The 15,359-nt window shown below is 66.8% G+C and carries 19 protein-coding genes; 3 read left to right on the forward strand and 16 right to left on the reverse strand.

The window, feature by feature from the left end; all coding sequences use genetic code 11:
• Nucleotides 1-9: 9 nt before the first annotated feature.
• Nucleotides 10-402, reverse strand: coding sequence for a flagellar hook-basal body complex protein FliE (gene fliE / locus LC060_RS04090; protein WP_226632944.1), 393 nt, complete (start codon nt 400-402; stop codon nt 10-12).
• A complete protein-coding gene (locus LC060_RS04095) occupies nt 399-1,703 on the reverse strand; it encodes a sigma-54 interaction domain-containing protein (protein WP_226632946.1) in 1,305 nt (434 codons plus the stop codon). The genes fliE and LC060_RS04095 overlap by 4 nt, the downstream gene beginning before the upstream one ends.
• 271 nt (nt 1,704-1,974) lie before the next feature.
• Between LC060_RS04095 and LC060_RS04100 the strand changes: the two genes are divergently transcribed.
• Nucleotides 1,975-2,796 (forward strand): flagellin, encoded by an 822-nt coding sequence (locus LC060_RS04100; RefSeq protein WP_226632949.1) that lies wholly within the window; start codon nt 1,975-1,977, stop codon nt 2,794-2,796.
• Between the two features lie 496 nt (nt 2,797-3,292).
• Here LC060_RS04100 and LC060_RS04105 read toward each other — a convergent pair whose 3' ends face one another.
• The 14 genes from LC060_RS04105 to flgB all read right to left on the reverse strand — a co-directional run bounded on the left by LC060_RS04105 (nt 3,293) and on the right by flgB (nt 13,907).
• Complete coding sequence (locus LC060_RS04105) at nt 3,293-3,916, reverse strand: YceI family protein (protein ID WP_226632952.1); 624 nt, start codon at nt 3,914-3,916, stop codon at nt 3,293-3,295.
• A 205-nt stretch (nt 3,917-4,121) separates the two neighbouring features.
• Nucleotides 4,122-4,955, reverse strand: a complete 834-nt coding sequence (locus LC060_RS04110; RefSeq protein ID WP_226632954.1) for a flagellar motor protein MotB — start codon at nt 4,953-4,955, stop codon at nt 4,122-4,124.
• A 2-nt stretch (nt 4,956-4,957) separates the two neighbouring features.
• Nucleotides 4,958-5,821, reverse strand: a complete 864-nt coding sequence (motA, locus tag LC060_RS04115) for a flagellar motor stator protein MotA (RefSeq protein ID WP_039388360.1) — start codon at nt 5,819-5,821, stop codon at nt 4,958-4,960.
• A 68-nt stretch (nt 5,822-5,889) separates the two neighbouring features.
• On the reverse strand, nt 5,890-6,810 hold the full coding sequence (locus tag LC060_RS04120) for a flagellar biosynthesis protein FlgL (protein WP_226632956.1): 921 nt from the start codon (nt 6,808-6,810) through the stop codon (nt 5,890-5,892).
• 11 nt (nt 6,811-6,821) lie between these two features.
• Nucleotides 6,822-8,162, reverse strand: a complete 1,341-nt coding sequence (flgK, locus tag LC060_RS04125; protein WP_226632958.1) for a flagellar hook-associated protein FlgK — start codon at nt 8,160-8,162, stop codon at nt 6,822-6,824.
• Between the two features lie 3 nt (nt 8,163-8,165).
• Nucleotides 8,166-8,531, reverse strand: coding sequence for a rod-binding protein (locus LC060_RS04130; protein WP_226632960.1), 366 nt, complete (start codon nt 8,529-8,531; stop codon nt 8,166-8,168).
• Nucleotides 8,528-9,640, reverse strand: a complete 1,113-nt coding sequence (locus LC060_RS04135; protein ID WP_226632961.1) for a flagellar basal body P-ring protein FlgI — start codon at nt 9,638-9,640, stop codon at nt 8,528-8,530. The genes LC060_RS04130 and LC060_RS04135 overlap by 4 nt, the downstream gene beginning before the upstream one ends.
• Before the next feature lie 11 nt (nt 9,641-9,651).
• On the reverse strand, nt 9,652-10,326 hold the full coding sequence (locus tag LC060_RS04140) for a flagellar basal body L-ring protein FlgH (RefSeq protein ID WP_226632963.1): 675 nt from the start codon (nt 10,324-10,326) through the stop codon (nt 9,652-9,654).
• Between the two features lie 2 nt (nt 10,327-10,328).
• Nucleotides 10,329-11,117: a flagellar basal-body rod protein FlgG gene (gene flgG / locus LC060_RS04145; protein WP_226632965.1), complete on the reverse strand. Its 789-nt coding sequence runs from the start codon at nt 11,115-11,117 to the stop codon at nt 10,329-10,331.
• Nucleotides 11,118-11,150: 33 nt separating this feature from the next.
• Entirely contained in the window at nt 11,151-11,918 is a 768-nt protein-coding gene (locus LC060_RS04150) for a flagellar basal body rod protein FlgF (RefSeq protein WP_226632967.1), read from the reverse strand.
• 25 nt (nt 11,919-11,943) lie between these two features.
• Nucleotides 11,944-12,759, reverse strand: coding sequence for a flagellar hook-basal body complex protein (locus LC060_RS04155; protein ID WP_226632968.1), 816 nt, complete (start codon nt 12,757-12,759; stop codon nt 11,944-11,946).
• 25 nt (nt 12,760-12,784) lie between these two features.
• The gene (locus LC060_RS04160; protein ID WP_226632970.1) at nt 12,785-13,153 is read right to left on the reverse strand and encodes a flagellar hook assembly protein FlgD; all 369 of its coding nucleotides are present in this window, start codon (nt 13,151-13,153) and stop codon (nt 12,785-12,787) included.
• Nucleotides 13,150-13,557: a flagellar basal body rod protein FlgC gene (gene flgC, locus LC060_RS04165; protein ID WP_039388341.1), complete on the reverse strand. Its 408-nt coding sequence runs from the start codon at nt 13,555-13,557 to the stop codon at nt 13,150-13,152. Before flgC ends, LC060_RS04160 begins: the two co-directional genes overlap by 4 nt.
• Before the next feature lie 2 nt (nt 13,558-13,559).
• The gene (flgB, locus tag LC060_RS04170) at nt 13,560-13,907 is read right to left on the reverse strand and encodes a flagellar basal body rod protein FlgB (protein WP_226632971.1); all 348 of its coding nucleotides are present in this window, start codon (nt 13,905-13,907) and stop codon (nt 13,560-13,562) included.
• Between the two features lie 265 nt (nt 13,908-14,172).
• On the opposite strand from flgB, the gene LC060_RS04175 reads away from it, so the two are divergent.
• On the forward strand, nt 14,173-14,850 hold the full coding sequence (locus LC060_RS04175) for a MotA/TolQ/ExbB proton channel family protein (RefSeq protein ID WP_226632973.1): 678 nt from the start codon (nt 14,173-14,175) through the stop codon (nt 14,848-14,850).
• Entirely contained in the window at nt 14,847-15,281 is a 435-nt protein-coding gene (locus LC060_RS04180) for a hypothetical protein (protein ID WP_226632975.1), read from the forward strand. The genes LC060_RS04175 and LC060_RS04180 overlap by 4 nt, the downstream gene beginning before the upstream one ends.
• Nucleotides 15,282-15,359 lie beyond the last annotated feature (78 nt).

The following is a 15,359-nucleotide window of genomic DNA, read 5'->3' on the forward strand; positions in this document are numbered from 1 at the left end:
GGCTTAGCGTCAGACCCCCATCCGCATGATGTCCTGGTACGCGCTCAGGAGCTTGTTGCGCACCTGCATGGTCGCCTCGAAGGCGATACCCGCTTCCTGACGCGCAAGCATGACCTGCGCGACGTCTGTAACTTCGCCGGTCTGGTACGCGCTGGAGAGCGTTTCGGCGCGCGACTGCACCGAATTGACGCCCTCAAGCGCGGAGCGCAGCGTGTCGGCAAAGCCGGGCGCGGGCGCGCCGTTGCCGGTGGGCGCAGGAAGGAGGGCCGTGCCCGCCACCGAAGGACCTTCGGGCGAATGGATCGCGCGCAGGGTCTGGTTGCGCTCGATGATCTGCGCGCGCATGTCCATGATCTGTTGGATGCCGCCGTCGCGAGCACTGACAGGGGAGACCGTGCTCATCGACGGCCTCCGGCGGCGCGGGCGCCACAGGTGCGGCCGATCTCGATGCCGGCTTCGCGCAGCGAGGCGAGGCGGTAGCGCAAGGTGCGTTCCGAAATGCCGAGTTCGCGCGCGGCCTGCTGGCGGTTACCGCCGCAGGTTTCGAGCGTCTCGACGATGGCCCGGGCCTCGGACTGCTGGACGATGTTGGACAGGCGCCCCTTGCTGTCGGGCGTCACGGCATCGCCCGCAGCCTCGGCCATGCGCCGTTCGTCCTCGAAGGGCGAAAGCAGGCGTGCAGGGCTGTCGAAGACGATGTGCTGGGGGGCAATGACATCGCTGTCGAAGGCAAGCAGCAACGCGCGGCGCACCACGTTCTCCAGTTCGCGCACGTTGCCCGGCCAAGCGTGGAGCTTGAGCATGACCAGTGCGGCCTCGCTGAAGCAGGGGACGGTGCCCGGCGTTTCGGCGTGGCGCAGGGCCATCGCGTAGGCGAGCGGGGCGATGTCCTCGGGCCGCGCCTTGAGCGCGGGCAGTTCGAGCGGGAAGACATTGAGGCGGTAGAACAGGTCGGCGCGGAAACGGCCTTCGGCGACTTCGGTGGGAAGGTCGCGGTTGGCGCAGGCGATGACGCGCACGTCGAGCGGGATCGCCTGGGTCGAGCCGATCGGCACGACTTCCTGTTCCTGGAGCGCGCGCAGCAGCTTGGCCTGAAGCGAAAGCGGCAGTTCGGCGATCTCGTCGAGCAGCAGCGTGCCCCCGTTGGCCGCGCGCATGAAGCCCTCGCTGGCCTCGGTCGCGCCGGCAAAGGCGCCCTTGCGGTGGCCGAACAGCATGGCCTCGAGCATGGTCTCGGGCATCGCGGCGCAGTTGACGGCCACGAAGGGCCCCTTGCGGCGCGCGCTGCGGGCGTGGATGAAGCGGCTCAGCACTTCCTTGCCGGTGCCGGTGGGGCCGTTGATGAGGACGGGAATGTTGCTGGCCGCGATGCGTTCGGCCAGCGCCAGGACCGAGAGGCTGAGGGGATCGGCGGCAATCGGGTCGCCGGGCGCGGCCATGGCGGCGAGCAGCATGGCCAGCGCGGTCTCGCCCAGCGGATCGCCGTAGTCGATGTCCACGCGCTGCGCGTCGTGGGACAGGCTGGCCGCAGAGCTGCGTTTGAGCGTGACCGTGCGCGTACTGGAGCGCACAGGCGCGGTATCGGCGTGATCGCGCAGATCGATGTCGGTGTGGTCGATCAGGCCTCCGGCGACCGCGCTGGCGCGCTGGACGAGCGGGCCGTGAAGGCGGCCGAATTCCGGGCTGAAGGTCAGACCTGGCATGATTCTAATATCCCCGTGGAAGCAACCAATTTCCAAGAGGCGGGTATCGCGCGAGAACGGCCAACGTTTTGAGAATTTAAGGCCTTGTGGATTCCCGTAGCCTCGCGAAACCATCGCGAAGGATGGCTGCAGTGCAGCACGAAGCGCGCAAATGCGGCGAATTTTTTCGCTTAAACTTCGCGCCGTCCTGCCGGTCTAGGTCCTGACAGCCAGTCCGGATGGGCCGGGTGGCTCGTCCGGCTTCGGGACAAGCCAACGGGAGCTAACTACAATGTCAGTCATCAATACCAATATCAGTGCGATCAAGGCGTCGAACGCGTCGAACTCGGCGAACAAGATGCTGGGCACTGCGATGGAGCGCCTGTCGACCGGCAAGCGCATCAACTCGGCCAAGGACGACGCGGCCGGTCTTGCCATCGCGACCTCCATGACCTCGCAGATCAAGGGCATGAGCCAGGGCATCCGCAACGCCAACGACGGCATCAGCCTTGCCCAGACGGCCGAAGGCGGTCTGTCGGAAGTCTCGAACATGCTCCAGCGCGTGCGCGAACTGGCGATCCAGTCGGCCTCGGGTACCTACCAGGATTCGGACCGCACCGCGATGCAGTCGGAAGTCACCGCGCTGACCGAGCAGATCGACGACGTTCTCACCCAGACCCAGTTCAATGGCAATACGCTGTTCTCGACCACTTCGGGCACCGACGTCACCTTCGACATCCAGACCGGTGCGAACTCGGGTGAGACCATCACGCTGACCTCGACCGCGATCGATGGGGCGAACCTGGGTACGGCGCTCGACGTTTCGACCGCAGCCGCAGCTTCGACCACGCTCGACAACGTCGATGCCGCACTGGCCGACGTCAACTCGACCCGCGCCTCGCTGGGTGCCGGCCAGAACCGCCTCGACTCGGCGATCAACAACCTCACCAACAACGTGACAAACCTCTCGGACGCCCGTTCGCGTATCGAGGACGCCGACTACTCGAGCGAGACCACGCAGATGGCCAAGGCGCAGATCCTCAGCCAGGCCTCGACCGCGATGATTGCGCAGGCCAACCAGAGCCAGCAGAACGTGCTCTCGCTGCTGCGTTAATCTTGACGAATGTGCATGGCCTGCCCTGACCAGGCAGGCCTCAAGTTGGGCCCGGCGGTGTTTCCCCAGACCGCCGGGCCCTTTTGCGTTCGGCGGGGGCGGGTCGTCTCAGTCTGGCAGCCAATCGGCCTTCCATTTGCCGCGGCTCACCCGGCGAATGGATGTCCCGCATTTATCGCACGTGCTCACGAAGTGCAGTCCGTCCCAGGCTGCCTCGGACCGGACCGGGGTATGGCGTCCCAGACGGCAGCGGATGACTTGGGGCAGCTTGAACATGGAAATCCTTGCACGGTAGGGGGCTGGAAGACACGATGAATCGTGGCTGGCGAGGGTTAATCACAGGGTAGGGATGATCGCGCGCAAAGTTTTCTTTTGTGCATGAAATATTTTCATTGGATGCGGGTTTGTGATTTTTAGTGTTTCTTTTCAGTAGTATACATTGTCCAGCAGGCCCATTGGCGGGCCTGCCAGAAGATAGAGACGACAGTGTCTCAGTTCAGTCGTCGGACTTGCCGTAGACAAGTGAGAAGGTGACAGGGACCTGCGCAGTGATCGCCGGGAGCCCTGCCAGTTCCTGCAACTGGGAAAGGCCCTCGCCCAGTGCGTAGTTTGCTGCGTCCAGGATGATCGGACTGGTCGTTTCCACTTCCACCTTGTCGGGCGCGACCCGGGTCACGGCGAGGCGGGTTTCGATCGGTGCCTTTTCGCCGTGCAGGTCGAGTGTGGCGGTGACCGGAACGATGGTTTGCTCACCAAGGCCCAGGCCAGACAATGTGGCGGGATCGATCTGCGCGCTCACCTTGGCTTGCGGGAAGTCGGCGACCTGGAAGAGGATGTCCCGCATGCGCTGGTCGCGCACATCGACGTTGGTGTTCACCGACGCGAGGTCGACGGCAAAGCTGGCGGTGCCGTCCTCGGCGACCGAGCCGGAGAGATCGCCGAAGCTATGCGCCTCGACGACCTGGCCTGCCTTGATCGTGACGAAGGCAAGACGCGAGGCTTCCTTTTCCAGCTCCCAGTTTCCGGCAAGCGGTTCGGGCGCGCTTGCGTCAGGCGCAGAGGAGCAGGCGGCGGCGAGCAGGGCGGCGCTGGCGGGAAGGGCAAGAAAAAGGCGGCGCATCGGTAGATCCTCCTGAGGGGTAGGTCGCAGTCACCGGGCGAGTGCCTAGCGGCAGCACGCCAGCCCCGCGCCGATTTTCGGGCGGGGAGACCGGGACTTAAGAGTGCGAAGAGGCCCTACGCAAGGGGATGTGTACAATAGTATCCATTGCAATGCTATGCAGCGCCATTTTGCCTGCATTTTGGTTGCCGAATGGACGCGTACTTCAGTCCAGCAAAGTGATCGAAATACGCCGGTTGCGCGGATCGTTCGGGTCAGATGGAATCAGCAGCTCCTTGTCGGCGACGCCCTCGATCCGGCGGAATCGGTCCTCGGGCAACCCGTCGCGCAAGAGGGCCTGGCGCGTGGCTTCGGCACGACCCGCCGATAGCGACCAGTTGTTGCCCCGGGTCCCTGGCAGGAAGGGCAGGGCATCGGTATGCCCGCGAATGGTGAGCTGTGCTGCATTGGGGCCCACGGCTTGTGCGATTGCGCCCAGCAGTTCGCTGGCATCGGGTGTGAGGACCGTCGTGCCCAGGCGGAACATGGCAAAATCGGCGTCGTCGACAAGGTCGATCCGCACCCCTTGCGTGGTGTCGACGAGGCGCACCTGCTTGGCGAGGCGGCGCAGCCGTTCGGACGAGCGCAGCTTGGCCTCGAGTGATTCCTTGGCGCGCGTCGTGCGCTTGACTTTCGAGCCGCCCTCCTTGGGGCCGCCCTCTGGCCCGCGCGGGATGGTTAGCGCCTTGGTGCCGGTCTGGCCCATGGCGTGCGGATAATTGTCGGCGTCGGTGAGCGAGGAGCCCCCCAGGAGGCCGCCTGCCGAACCGGCCGACTGCTTGCGCGTCTGCACCAGGGTCGGCGTGAAGTAGTCGGCAATGCCCTTGCGCTGCTTCTCGGTTGTCGCGCCCAGAATCCAAAGAAGCAGGAAGAAGGCCATCATCGCGGTCACGAAGTCGGCATAGGCCACCTTCCAGGCGCCGCCATGGTGGCCGCCTTCGACCACCGTGACCTTCTTGACGATGATCGGGGCAAGCGGCTCCTCCTTCTTCTTCGCCACGATCAGCGCCCCCGCATCGCGTCAAGCAGTTCGGAAAGGCCCGGGCGGAAGGCATGGCCAAGGCCCGAACGCGCGCTTTCCACGACGAGCGGCTGGGGCCAGCCGTGCAGGCTGGCGATGATGACCTGCTTCACGCAGTGGAAGATCATCTCGTCCTGATCGTTGATCTGCTTGAGGCGCCCGGCCATTGGCGCAACGATGCCGTAAGCCAGCAGCACGCCCATGAAGGTCCCGACGAGCGCGGAGCCGATCATCTCGCCCAGAACCGAAGGCGGCTTGTCGATCGAGCCCATCGTCTTCACCACGCCCAGCACGGCCGCAACAATACCAAGCGCGGGCAGCGAGTCGGCCAGGTTCTGGATCGCGTGCTGAGGTTCGTGGAACTCGTGGAAGTGGGTCTTCATCGCGTTGTCCATCACGTCCTCGACCGCGTGGACTTCCAGCGTGCCCGAGGACACCACGATCAGCGTCAGCGTATCGCAGATGAGGTCGGTCAGCGCGTGGTTGGCGAGGATGCGCGGGAACTCGGCGAAGAGCGAGGAGGACTTGGGTTCGTTGACGTGGCTTTCCAGCGCCACCGGCCCTTCCGAGCGCAGGATCTTCATTAGCCGCACGGTCAGGACGATGACGTCGATGTGGTCCTGCTTGTTGTGCTTGGGCCCCTTGAGCACGCGCGCGAAGCCGCCGCCCAGGACCTTGAGTTCGTGCATCGAGTTGCCGGTGACGATGGCGCCCACCGCCGCGCCGCCAATGATGAGCATTTCATGGGGGATGGCGTGCATCACGGGGCCGAGCGCACCGCCCGTCATGGCGAAACCGCCAAAGACCATCACCAGCAGGATCACGATCCCGATGATTGCAAACATGGTTAATCTTCCTCGTCAAGGCGAAGCCCGGCGCGCTTAAGAGGAAGCGGCCGGGCCGGCGGGCGGGATCAGAGCTTGTCGAACAGGGTCAGCCCAGCGAGCTTGGTGAAGCTGGCCTGGCTGGCTTCCAGGACGGTGAGCGTTTCCTGCAAGGTGGCGATGGTGGTGGCGATGTCGGTTGCGCCGATGTTCGATTCCTCGGTCTGGCGCAGTTCCTGGAGGTCGATGCGGCGGTTGTCGGTGAGCTCGATCCAGGCGAGGCGCGTGCCGATCACGGTCTGGCCCGTGGTGAGCGTGTCGAGCCCGGTCTGGAGGTTGCCCAGCGCCTCGCGCGCGGCGCCGGTCGGATCGGGCGTGCCGCTCTGCAGCGCGACGGCAAGCGCCTTGATGGTCGCCATCGTGTCGCTGGGATTGCCCGAGGTGTCGGTGAAGGAGAGGAACTGGGGGCCGGGCATCGAGCGGGTCACGCTCTGCCCTTCGCCGAGCGGCAGGTTGCTGGTGTTGGGCGTGCCGACATAAACCGCTTTGCCCCCGGCATCGAGGCCATAGGCATCGCCCGCGCTTTCGCCTCCAAAGAGGGCATGGCCGTTGGAATCGCGCGCGTTCGAGAGGCCCACGAGGTTGCCGAAGATCTGCTCCAGTTCCTGCCCGATGGCGGTGCGCTGGCTGTCGGTGATGGTGCCGTTGGCGGCCTGCGCGGCCAGTTCCTGCGCGCGGATGATGGCATCGGCCATGTCCGACATCGCCGCATCCGCCAGCGTCAGATCGGCGTTGGCGCGGCTGGCGTTGGCGGCATCGATCTCGGAGAGCTTCTCCAGGCGTCCCAGCGCGCGCAGGCGCGAGGCGGCGACCGGATCGTCGGAGGAACGGGTCAGCTTTTCGCCGCTGCCCAGCTGCGCCTGCAGCGTTTCGGCCTGCGAGCGCAGGTCCTTCATGTCGGCGCGGGCCCGTTCGTAGAAGGCGCTGGTACTGGTGGAGACGATCGGCATGGCTAGACCCTTCAGCGGATGGCCAGGATGGAATCAAAGATGTCGGTGGCGACCTGCATGACGCGCGCATTGGCTTCGAAGGCCTGCTGGAAGCGCACGAGGTTGACCGCCTCCTGGTCGAGATCGACGCCCGCCTGCGCCTGGAGCGCGACGCGCGCGGTGCTGGCGATGGAATCGAGCGCATCGCGCGTCACCCGCCGCCCGGCAACCGCGCTGGAGATGCCGAAGAGTAGCGTGTCCATGTCGCCCGCCGGATCGGCGGCGGACAGTGCGCTGCGCATGGCTTCGAGGTTGGAGACATCGCGGCTGTTCGCGCCCGCTCCGGCGGGCGCGGTGGCGACGGCCGCGCCGTTGGTCGCGATCATGCGCATGTCCGCCGCGCCCGTGCCTGAGAAGAGCGGCTGGCCGGGATTGCCATCGAGGTCGACACCCCCGGCTTGCGCGGCGTTGACGGTGGTGACGATTTCGGCGGCAATCGCGTCGAGTTCGGCGCGGGTGGAGGCCGCCTGCGTAAGTGACAGGCTCTTGCCCGCGAGCTGGCCTGAGGAAATCGCCGTCGGCGTGCCATCGAGAGTGAAGGAGACCGTGCCGTCGGCGGCGGTCGTCATGGCAAGGCTGCGGGTGGCGCCGCCATCGACGAGATCGGTGCCCGAAGGCCCGCCCAGCGTGACCGTGACCACGCCGGTGTCGGGCGCGAAGCTGGTGCGCGTGTCGACGTATTGCGAGAGTTCCTGGAGCAGCATGTCGCGCTGGTCGAGCTGCGCGGTCTGGTCGCTTGAGGCGTCCGAGGCGCGCGAGAGGCGCAGGTTCACGCGCGCCAGTTCGGTCGCGATCCGGTTGACGTTCTCGACACCTTCGCCCGCTTCGAAGCGCAGCCCATCGCCCACCGCATCGAGACTGGAGGCCGCGACGTTGAGCGTCTCGGACAGCGTGCGCCCCTGTTCGAGGACGCCCGCGCGCAAAGGTCCGTCGGTGGGATCGGACAGGAGCGCCTGCAGGCCCGCCTCGAAATCGACGATCGAGGTGTAGACCCCGGTCTGCTCGACCGCGGATTCGATGTTCTCGAGGCCCTGGACTTCGGCCGCCGCACGCGCCGCGTCGGCTCCGGTGCGGCGCACTTCGCCCTGGCGGAACTGGTCGGCGTTGCGCACGATACCCGCCACCGCGACCCCGGCGAGGTTGATCGAGGTGGGCGTGGAGGAGACCGTCCCCACCGCCACTTCGGCGAGCGAGACCGAGCGGCGCACGTAGCCTTCCGAGGAGGCGTTGGCGATGTTGTTGGAGGTGATCTCCAACGCGGTGCGGGCCGCGCGGGTGCCGCTGCGGGCCATCGAGATGAGGTCGGACGGCATGGCTTAGCGGTCTCCGGAGGGGGGGGGAGGGGTTTCAGGAGCAGGCTCGGGAGGAACCTCGGGCGGCAGGTGGCGCGCAAGCTGGGCCTCGATCACGCTGGCAAGCCCCAGCGCGCCGGTCTGCGCGGCGATCTCGGCAAAGCGCTCGTCCTGCATCTGGCGGAACGTGTCGAGCGCGCCGCTGGAGAAGATCCCGTCCTTGTCGAAATGGGTCTTGCGCGCTTCGGCGAGCATTTGGCGCACGAAGATCGCCTCGAACTGCTTGGCGGCCTGCGCCAGTTCCTCGCGCGCGGTGGCCCCGGGTGTGCGGTCCATGCCCTTTTCGGGCGAGAGGATAAGGCTGGTCGAGGGGGCGGACGGGCCGATCATATCACTACCATCTCGGCTTTGAGGGCACCGGCCTGCTTGAGCGCTTCGAGGATCGCGACGAGGTCCGACGGGGTGACGCCCAGGAGGTTGAGCGCGTCGACCACTTGCGAGAGCGAGGCGCCCGGCTGGAACAGCGCGACGGCGCGGCTTTCTTCCTCGGTGGAAATGTCGGAATTGGGCTCGATCGCGGTCTGACCGCGGCTGAAGGGCGCGGGCTGGACCACCATCGGGTCTTCGTCGACGCGGACGGTGAGCTTGCCGTGGCTGATCGCGGCGGGCGCGAGGCGCACGGCCGAATTGATGACAACGGTGCCGGTGCGCGAATTGACGATCACGCGCGCGGGCGTTTCAGCAGGCTGGATCTCGATCATCTCGATCGCGGCCATGACGCTGGCGCGGGTGTTCGATTCGATGGGGAGGGTCAGCGCGAGCGTGACCCCGTCCTCGACCGAGGCGGTGCCGGGCATGCGCTGGTTGATCGCATCACGCACGCGCGAGGCGGTGAGGAAATCGGCGGCAAAGAGGTTCCAGCGCAGCGTCTGCTGGCTGTCGAAGCCGGTTGCGACCGCGCGCTCGACCGAAGCGCCCTCGGCGATGCGGCCTACGGTCGGGATGTTGACCGTCAGCTTGGAGCCGTCGTTGGCCGAGATGCCAAGCCCTCCGACGGCGAGGTTGCCCTGCGCCATCGCGTAGATCTGGCCATCCGCGCCGTAGAGCGGGGTGATGATGAGCGCGCCGCCGCGCAGCGACTTGGCCTTGCCGATGGTGGAGACCGTGACGTCGATGCGCTGGCCGGGCTTGGCGAAGGCGGGAAGGTCGGCGGTGACCATGACGGCGGCCGCGTTCTTGAGGCCGGGCGCGACGCCTGCGGGCAGGGTCAGGCCCATGCGGCCCGAGACGCCTTTCATGGCCTGCGTGAGGTATTCCAGGTTGTCATCGCCCGTGCCCGGAAGGCCCACGACGATGCCGTAGCCGGTAAGCTGGTTGGAGCGCACGCCCTGGAACTGCCCGAGGTCGCGCACGCGTTCGGCGTGGGCGTGCACGGGTGCCAGGTAGACCGTGAGCGCGGCGAAGAGCGCGGCCAGCATCCAGGGAAGATTACGCTGCATCCAGCCCCCCATCAGAACGGCGAAATCAGGTTGAAGAAGCGCCCCAGCCAGCCCTGCTTGCTGGCCCGCTGGAGGGCGCCCTTGCCCGAATATTCGACATGGGCATCGGCCACGCGGGTCGAGGCGATGGCGTTGTCCTGGTCGATGTCGGCCAGGCGCACGATGCCCGAGAAGCGAACCCATTCGTCTCCCTGGCTGAGCAGCATCTTCTTCTCCCCCTTGACCAGTGCGGTGCCGTTGGCGCGCACTTCGGCGATGGTGACGGAAATCGTGGAGACGAGACTGCTGGTCTGCGCTGCACTTCCCTGACCATTGAACGACGAGGAGGAGCTCGCGTTAAGGGCGTTGGGGTTGAGGAAGGAGAGGAGACCGGCCGTGGGCGGAATGATCGAGGCGCCCCCACTCTTGCCGTTGCTGGAGGAAACGGCCTTGGAGGCGGTGGTGGTTTCAAGAAGGATGATGGTCAGCGGATCGCCCACGCGCGTGGCGCGGTTGCCCTGGTAAAGGGGCGCATAGCCAACCGAGGCCGAAAAGATGCCGCCCGTGGGCAGCGCCCCGGCGCTCGCGGCTTCGACGATGGGCAGCGTGGCCTCGAAACCGGAGGGCTTGGGCTTCTTCTTGGCTTCGGCCTGAAGCGGAAGAGACAGGGCGAGAAGCGCGAGAGCGAGAGAGAGCTGCCGGGTCATGATCACAGCGTCTGGTTGGCGTTGCGCAGCATTTCATCGACCGCCGAGATCATCTTGGAATTGATCTCGTAGGCGCGCTGGGTCTCGATCATGTCGACCAGCTCCTCGACGATGTTGACGTTGGAGGCTTCCAGCATGCCCTGGCGCATCGCGCCGCGCCCTTCGGTGCCCGCGACGCCGATCTGCGCCGGGCCGCTGGCGGCGGTTTCCAGCATGAAGTTGTCCGACATCGCCTGGAGCCCCTGCGGGTTGGTGAAGCTGGCGATGGTGATCTGGCCGATCTGCGAGGGATCGGCCTGTCCGGCCAGCTGCGCGGACACGGTGCCGTCCTCCGAGACCGAGATTGTCGTCGCGTTCTCAGGGATCGTCACCGGAGGCTGCACGGCATAGCCTTGCGAGGTGACGAGCAGACCCTCGGACGATCGGCTGAAATTGCCCGCACGGGTATAGGCCAGCTGGCCGCCGGGCAGCGTGATCTGGAAATAGCCATCGCCATCGAGCGCGAGGTCGAGGCTGTTGCCGGTCATCTGGAGCGAGCCTTGCGTCTCCATGCGCGTGGTCGACTGGATGCCCACGCCGGTGCCCAGGTTCAGGCCGATGGCGTAAGTCGTCTCGTTCGAGGAGGCGGCACCGGCCACGCGCGCGTCTTGATAGGCCAGCGTCGCGAAGTTGGCGCGGTCGCGCTTGAACGCGGTGGTCGAGACGTTGGCGAGGTTGTTCGCGATCACGCGCATGCGCGTGTCCTGGGCTTCGAGACCGGTGCGGGCGACTTGGAGGGCAGATGAGGGCATGGGACGTTTCCTGTGGAGACGGTGAGGGGGCTATCAGTCGAGGCGCATCAGCCGCGTGCCGCCTTCGTCGAGTTGGCGGGCGGTTTCGATGAGCTTGGTGCGAAGGTCGAAGAGGCGCTGGGCCGAGATCATCTCGACCAGCACTTCGGAGGCATTGACGTTCGACTGTTCCAGCGACTGCGGGATCAGGCGCGCGTTGGCGTCGACCGGCAGCACCCCGAACTCGGTCGGGCTGCCGGGGATGCCGTCCCCCGGAACGCGAAACTGTCCGGCCAGCGTCTTGGTGATCGTCGAGCCGGTGGTGGAAACCAGCTTCATCACGTCGAGCCGGGTCGGCGGCGCCTCGGGCACGGCCGGATCGGCCATCAGCAGCGCACCGTCCGGGGCCACTGTGATGCGCGCGCCGGGGGGGAGGGTGATCGGGCCGTTCTGCCCGATCACGGGCAGCCCGTCGCCGTTCTGGAGGACGCCCGTCACCGTGACCGAAAGGTCCCCGCGGCGGGTATAAGCTTCGCCCCCGTCGTTGGCCTGGACGGCCAGCATGGTGTCGCCTGAAAGCGCCACGTCGAGCGGGTTGCCGGTGTTCACCACCGCGCCGTCCTTCATCATCGCGCCCTTGACGTCGGCGCTCGACATGGCGCGCACCTGGAGCTGCGGGCCTTCGAGCGTCATGGGCGTGGCGTTGAGGACCTCGGCCTTGAAGCCGATGGTCTGGGCGTTGGCCATGTTCGAGGCGATCACGCGCTCGCGTGTCATCGAATTGGCCATGCCCGAAAGCGCGGTGTAGATCAGGCGATCCATGGGTCAGGTCCGGTCCGTGCGCCGATCAGGTGCGCAGGTTGATGATGGTCTGCGAGAGCTGGGTGGCGGTATCGACCGCCTTGGCGTTGGCCTGGAAGTTGCGCTGTGCGGTGATCAGCGAGACCAGTTCCTCGGCGATTTCGACGTTGGAGCGTTCGAGCGATCCGGCCATGAGCGAACCGTAAAGGCCCGAACCCGGCTGGCCGTAGCTCGCGGCGCCCGAGATGCCGGTCGCGGTCCAGCTGGCGTTGCCTTCCTGGCGCAGGCCCTGGGGCGAGATGAAGTTGGCGAGCGCCAGCACCCCCACGGTCTCGTTCGAGCCATCGGCATAGGTCGCGACGACCGAGCCGTCGGACATGATGGTAACCCCGGCGAAGTCCTCGCCTGCGCCGTTTTGCGCGGGGATCTGCGCGTCCTGAAGCGTGGTCAGTGAGGTGATCGCGCCCGAGGCATCGACCGGGAAGACCTGGAGGCGCATGTTCTGCGCGTTGCGGATGTAGCCGCTGCCATCCACCGAGAACGAGCCGGCGCGGGTGTACGCGGTCTCGCCCGAGAGCGGCGAGACGACGGTGTAGAAGCCCTCGCCATTGACCGCGACGTCGAGCGCCGAGCCGGTCTGCTCGATGGGGCCGAGCGAGAACTCCTGCATGATCGCGCTGACCCGCGCGCCGATGCCGGTGGTGAGCGAGGGGTCGGTCAGGATCGAGGAGGAGACGATATCGGCAAAGGCGGTATCGCTCTTCTTGAAGCCGGTGGTCTCGGCGTTGGCGATGTTGTGCGAGATGACGTTGAGGTCGGTCTGCGCGTTCTTGAGGCCGGTCAGCGAGGTGTAATAGGACATCGGGCGGGACTTTCGTTGCGCGCGCTCAGGCGGCGGGGGTGGTGGGAGAAGCGGTGTTGGCGTTGGCCGCGTTCAGGGCCTCGACCTGGGTGGCGAGGGCCGCGACGGCGCGCTGGGTGGCAAGGCCGGTCTGGTTCAGCGTGTCCATCTGGGTGGAGATGCGGGACAGCGTGTCGCCCATCGCGGTCGTCCCCGCGAGAGAGGAGAACTGCGCCATCTGGGCGAGCATGGCGGTCTGATCCATGGGCTCGAAGGGATCCTGCTGCTGGAGCTGGGTCATCATCAGCTTGAGGAAATCGGCCTGGCCCAGATCACCGAGCGAATTGCGCGGCGTATCGCTGGTCGTTGTGGTCGGCGTGGTCGGCAGGCCGGTGTTGATCGAGGTGATGGTCATTTGAGCCTCATCGTTTCGAGCATGAGTTGCTTGGCGGTGGAGAGGGCCTCGAGCAGGTTCTGGTACTGGCGCGAGGCTTCGAGCATCTCGACCATCTCCGCGTTCTCATCGACGGGGGCGGCCCAGACATCGCCGTTGGCATCGGCCAGCGGGTGCTCGGGGGTGTGCTGGCGCAGCGCGGCGGCGTTCTCGCGCACCACGCCGCGCACATCGACCGAGGCGAGGCCGCTTGCGGCATCGAGGTCGGCGGCGAAGACGGGGCGGATCGGCTTGTAGGCCTCCCCCTCGCTGGCCGAGACCGTGCCTGCGTTGGCAAGGTTCGAGGCCGCCGCGTTCATCCGCACCATCTGCGCGGACATGCCGCGCTGGGCGAGGGTGAAGAGGGTCATGGGCGAATTGGCCATGGTCAGTCTCCCCGCAGCGCGCGCTTGAGGGTGTCGACCCGGCCGCGGATGAATTCGAGGGTGGTCGAATAGCCGACCGCGTTTTCGGAGAAGGCGAGCTGTTCGTTGGGCAGCTCCACCGTGTTGCCGTCGAGCGCGGGCATCACCGGCACGCGGTAGCGCGTGGCGTGCTCGGCCGCGGTTTCGAGCGCGGTGCCGTTCTGCGCGGCGCCCAGCGCTGCGGCAAAGTCGATGTCCTTGGCCTTGTAGCCCGGCGTCGCGGCGTTCGCGATGTTCGAGGCAATGAGGCCCATGCGCTGCGAGCGCAGTTCCAGGGCCTTGCCGTGAATGCCGAAGAGGTCCTGCGGCATGATCGCTCCTTCGTGTGCCAGCCAGGGTGGGGCCGGGGTGGTCGTGGCCGCAGGGTGTCGCGGCGGTTCGGTCCGGTATTCGCAAGGCACGTGCCAAATGCGCGAAGGACGCGATTTCGGGCCTTCTCGGGCGTTGCGCGCCGCGTGGGGCCCGTGCGCGGCAAGGCTTTGCCGGAAGGGCGGCAAATGCAGGGGCAGGCCTGAAAATCACCAGCGCGCGCCGTTCTTGGCTGAAGAGACCCGTCGCCAAAGGACAGCCCGGCCCGTGATCAATCCTGAAAATCTCGTCGATGCGACGTCCGCGCTGATCGTGGGCGGGGGCACGCTGCTTGCGACTTTGCTGCGCTGCGGGTTCACCGACAGCGGGGCGGCCTGCGCCGCGCTGCGCCGCCTTGTGCGCAAGCGCTTCGATGCGGCGAGCTTCAAAGCCGAACTGGCCGTTCACGTTCAGGACCTGCGCCAGGACGGCGTGATCCGCACCGAGCCGCACTTGTCGGGCGATGCCGAATTCGACGAGGCGACCGGCGCCCTGATCGGCTCGCGTTCGGTGGCCTCGCTCCACGCCGCGCACATTGCCCACAAGCGCCGCCGCGCGGCGCGGTCGATGCGCGCGGTGCGCACGCTCAACCAGGCTGCGGACCTTTCCCCCGTGCTGGGGCTGGCCGGCACGCTGATCTCGCTCAGCCAGCTTCCGGCGGGCAGCGGGCAGGACGGCAGCTTTACCAGCGCGATCGCCATGGCCGTGCTGACGACACTCTATGGCCTACTTCTGGGCAACATGGTCTTTGCCCCGCTCGCGCGCGCGGTCGCGCGCCGTGCCTCGGATGAGGAGCAGGCCCGCCAGGAGGTGCTCGACTGGCTGGAGAGCCAGGTTGGCGTCGCGCTGCCGCGCCATGGCGAGGAAGCACATGCACCCGTGACCGGACAGGGACGGCGCAAGTGAGCGGGCGCGCCACGGTCAGTTGGCAGACCTCGCTCGCCGATCTCTCGCTGATCCTGTTCATGGTCACCGCCGCAGCGGTCAGCACGGCGCCTTCGCCCGAAGAGGGCGGCAAGGCACCGGCGGTCCTGCGGCAAGAGATTGCCGGTCGTTCGCAACGGGCCGAGCCGCTTTCGGTCTACATCGCGCTTCCCGATGCGCCGCCACTGGGCGATTGGCTGACCCAGCAGGCGCCCGACCCGCGCCAGCAGCTGACGATTACCGCACCTTACGAGGCCGCGCGGGTGCAGAGCCGCACCGCGGCGCTCGAAGCCGCGCTGGCGCTGGCGGGCGAAGCGCGCGAGGCAGGGCTGGCCGCCCGAATCGTGCTGGAGCCGGGACAGGGGGTGATCCGGGCAGAGCTCGCTTTCGATGCCGCCGGGGTGCTCCGCTGAAGGCGGCGTTGGTTGCGGCATCTGGCATGAAGATTGCTGACGGACCGGGACGAAATGTCCGTTCGCAAGGAAACACGT

It is taken from the genome of Novosphingobium profundi, assembly GCF_020524485.1.
Classification (GTDB): Bacteria; Pseudomonadota; Alphaproteobacteria; order Sphingomonadales; family Sphingomonadaceae; genus Novosphingobium; species Novosphingobium profundi_A.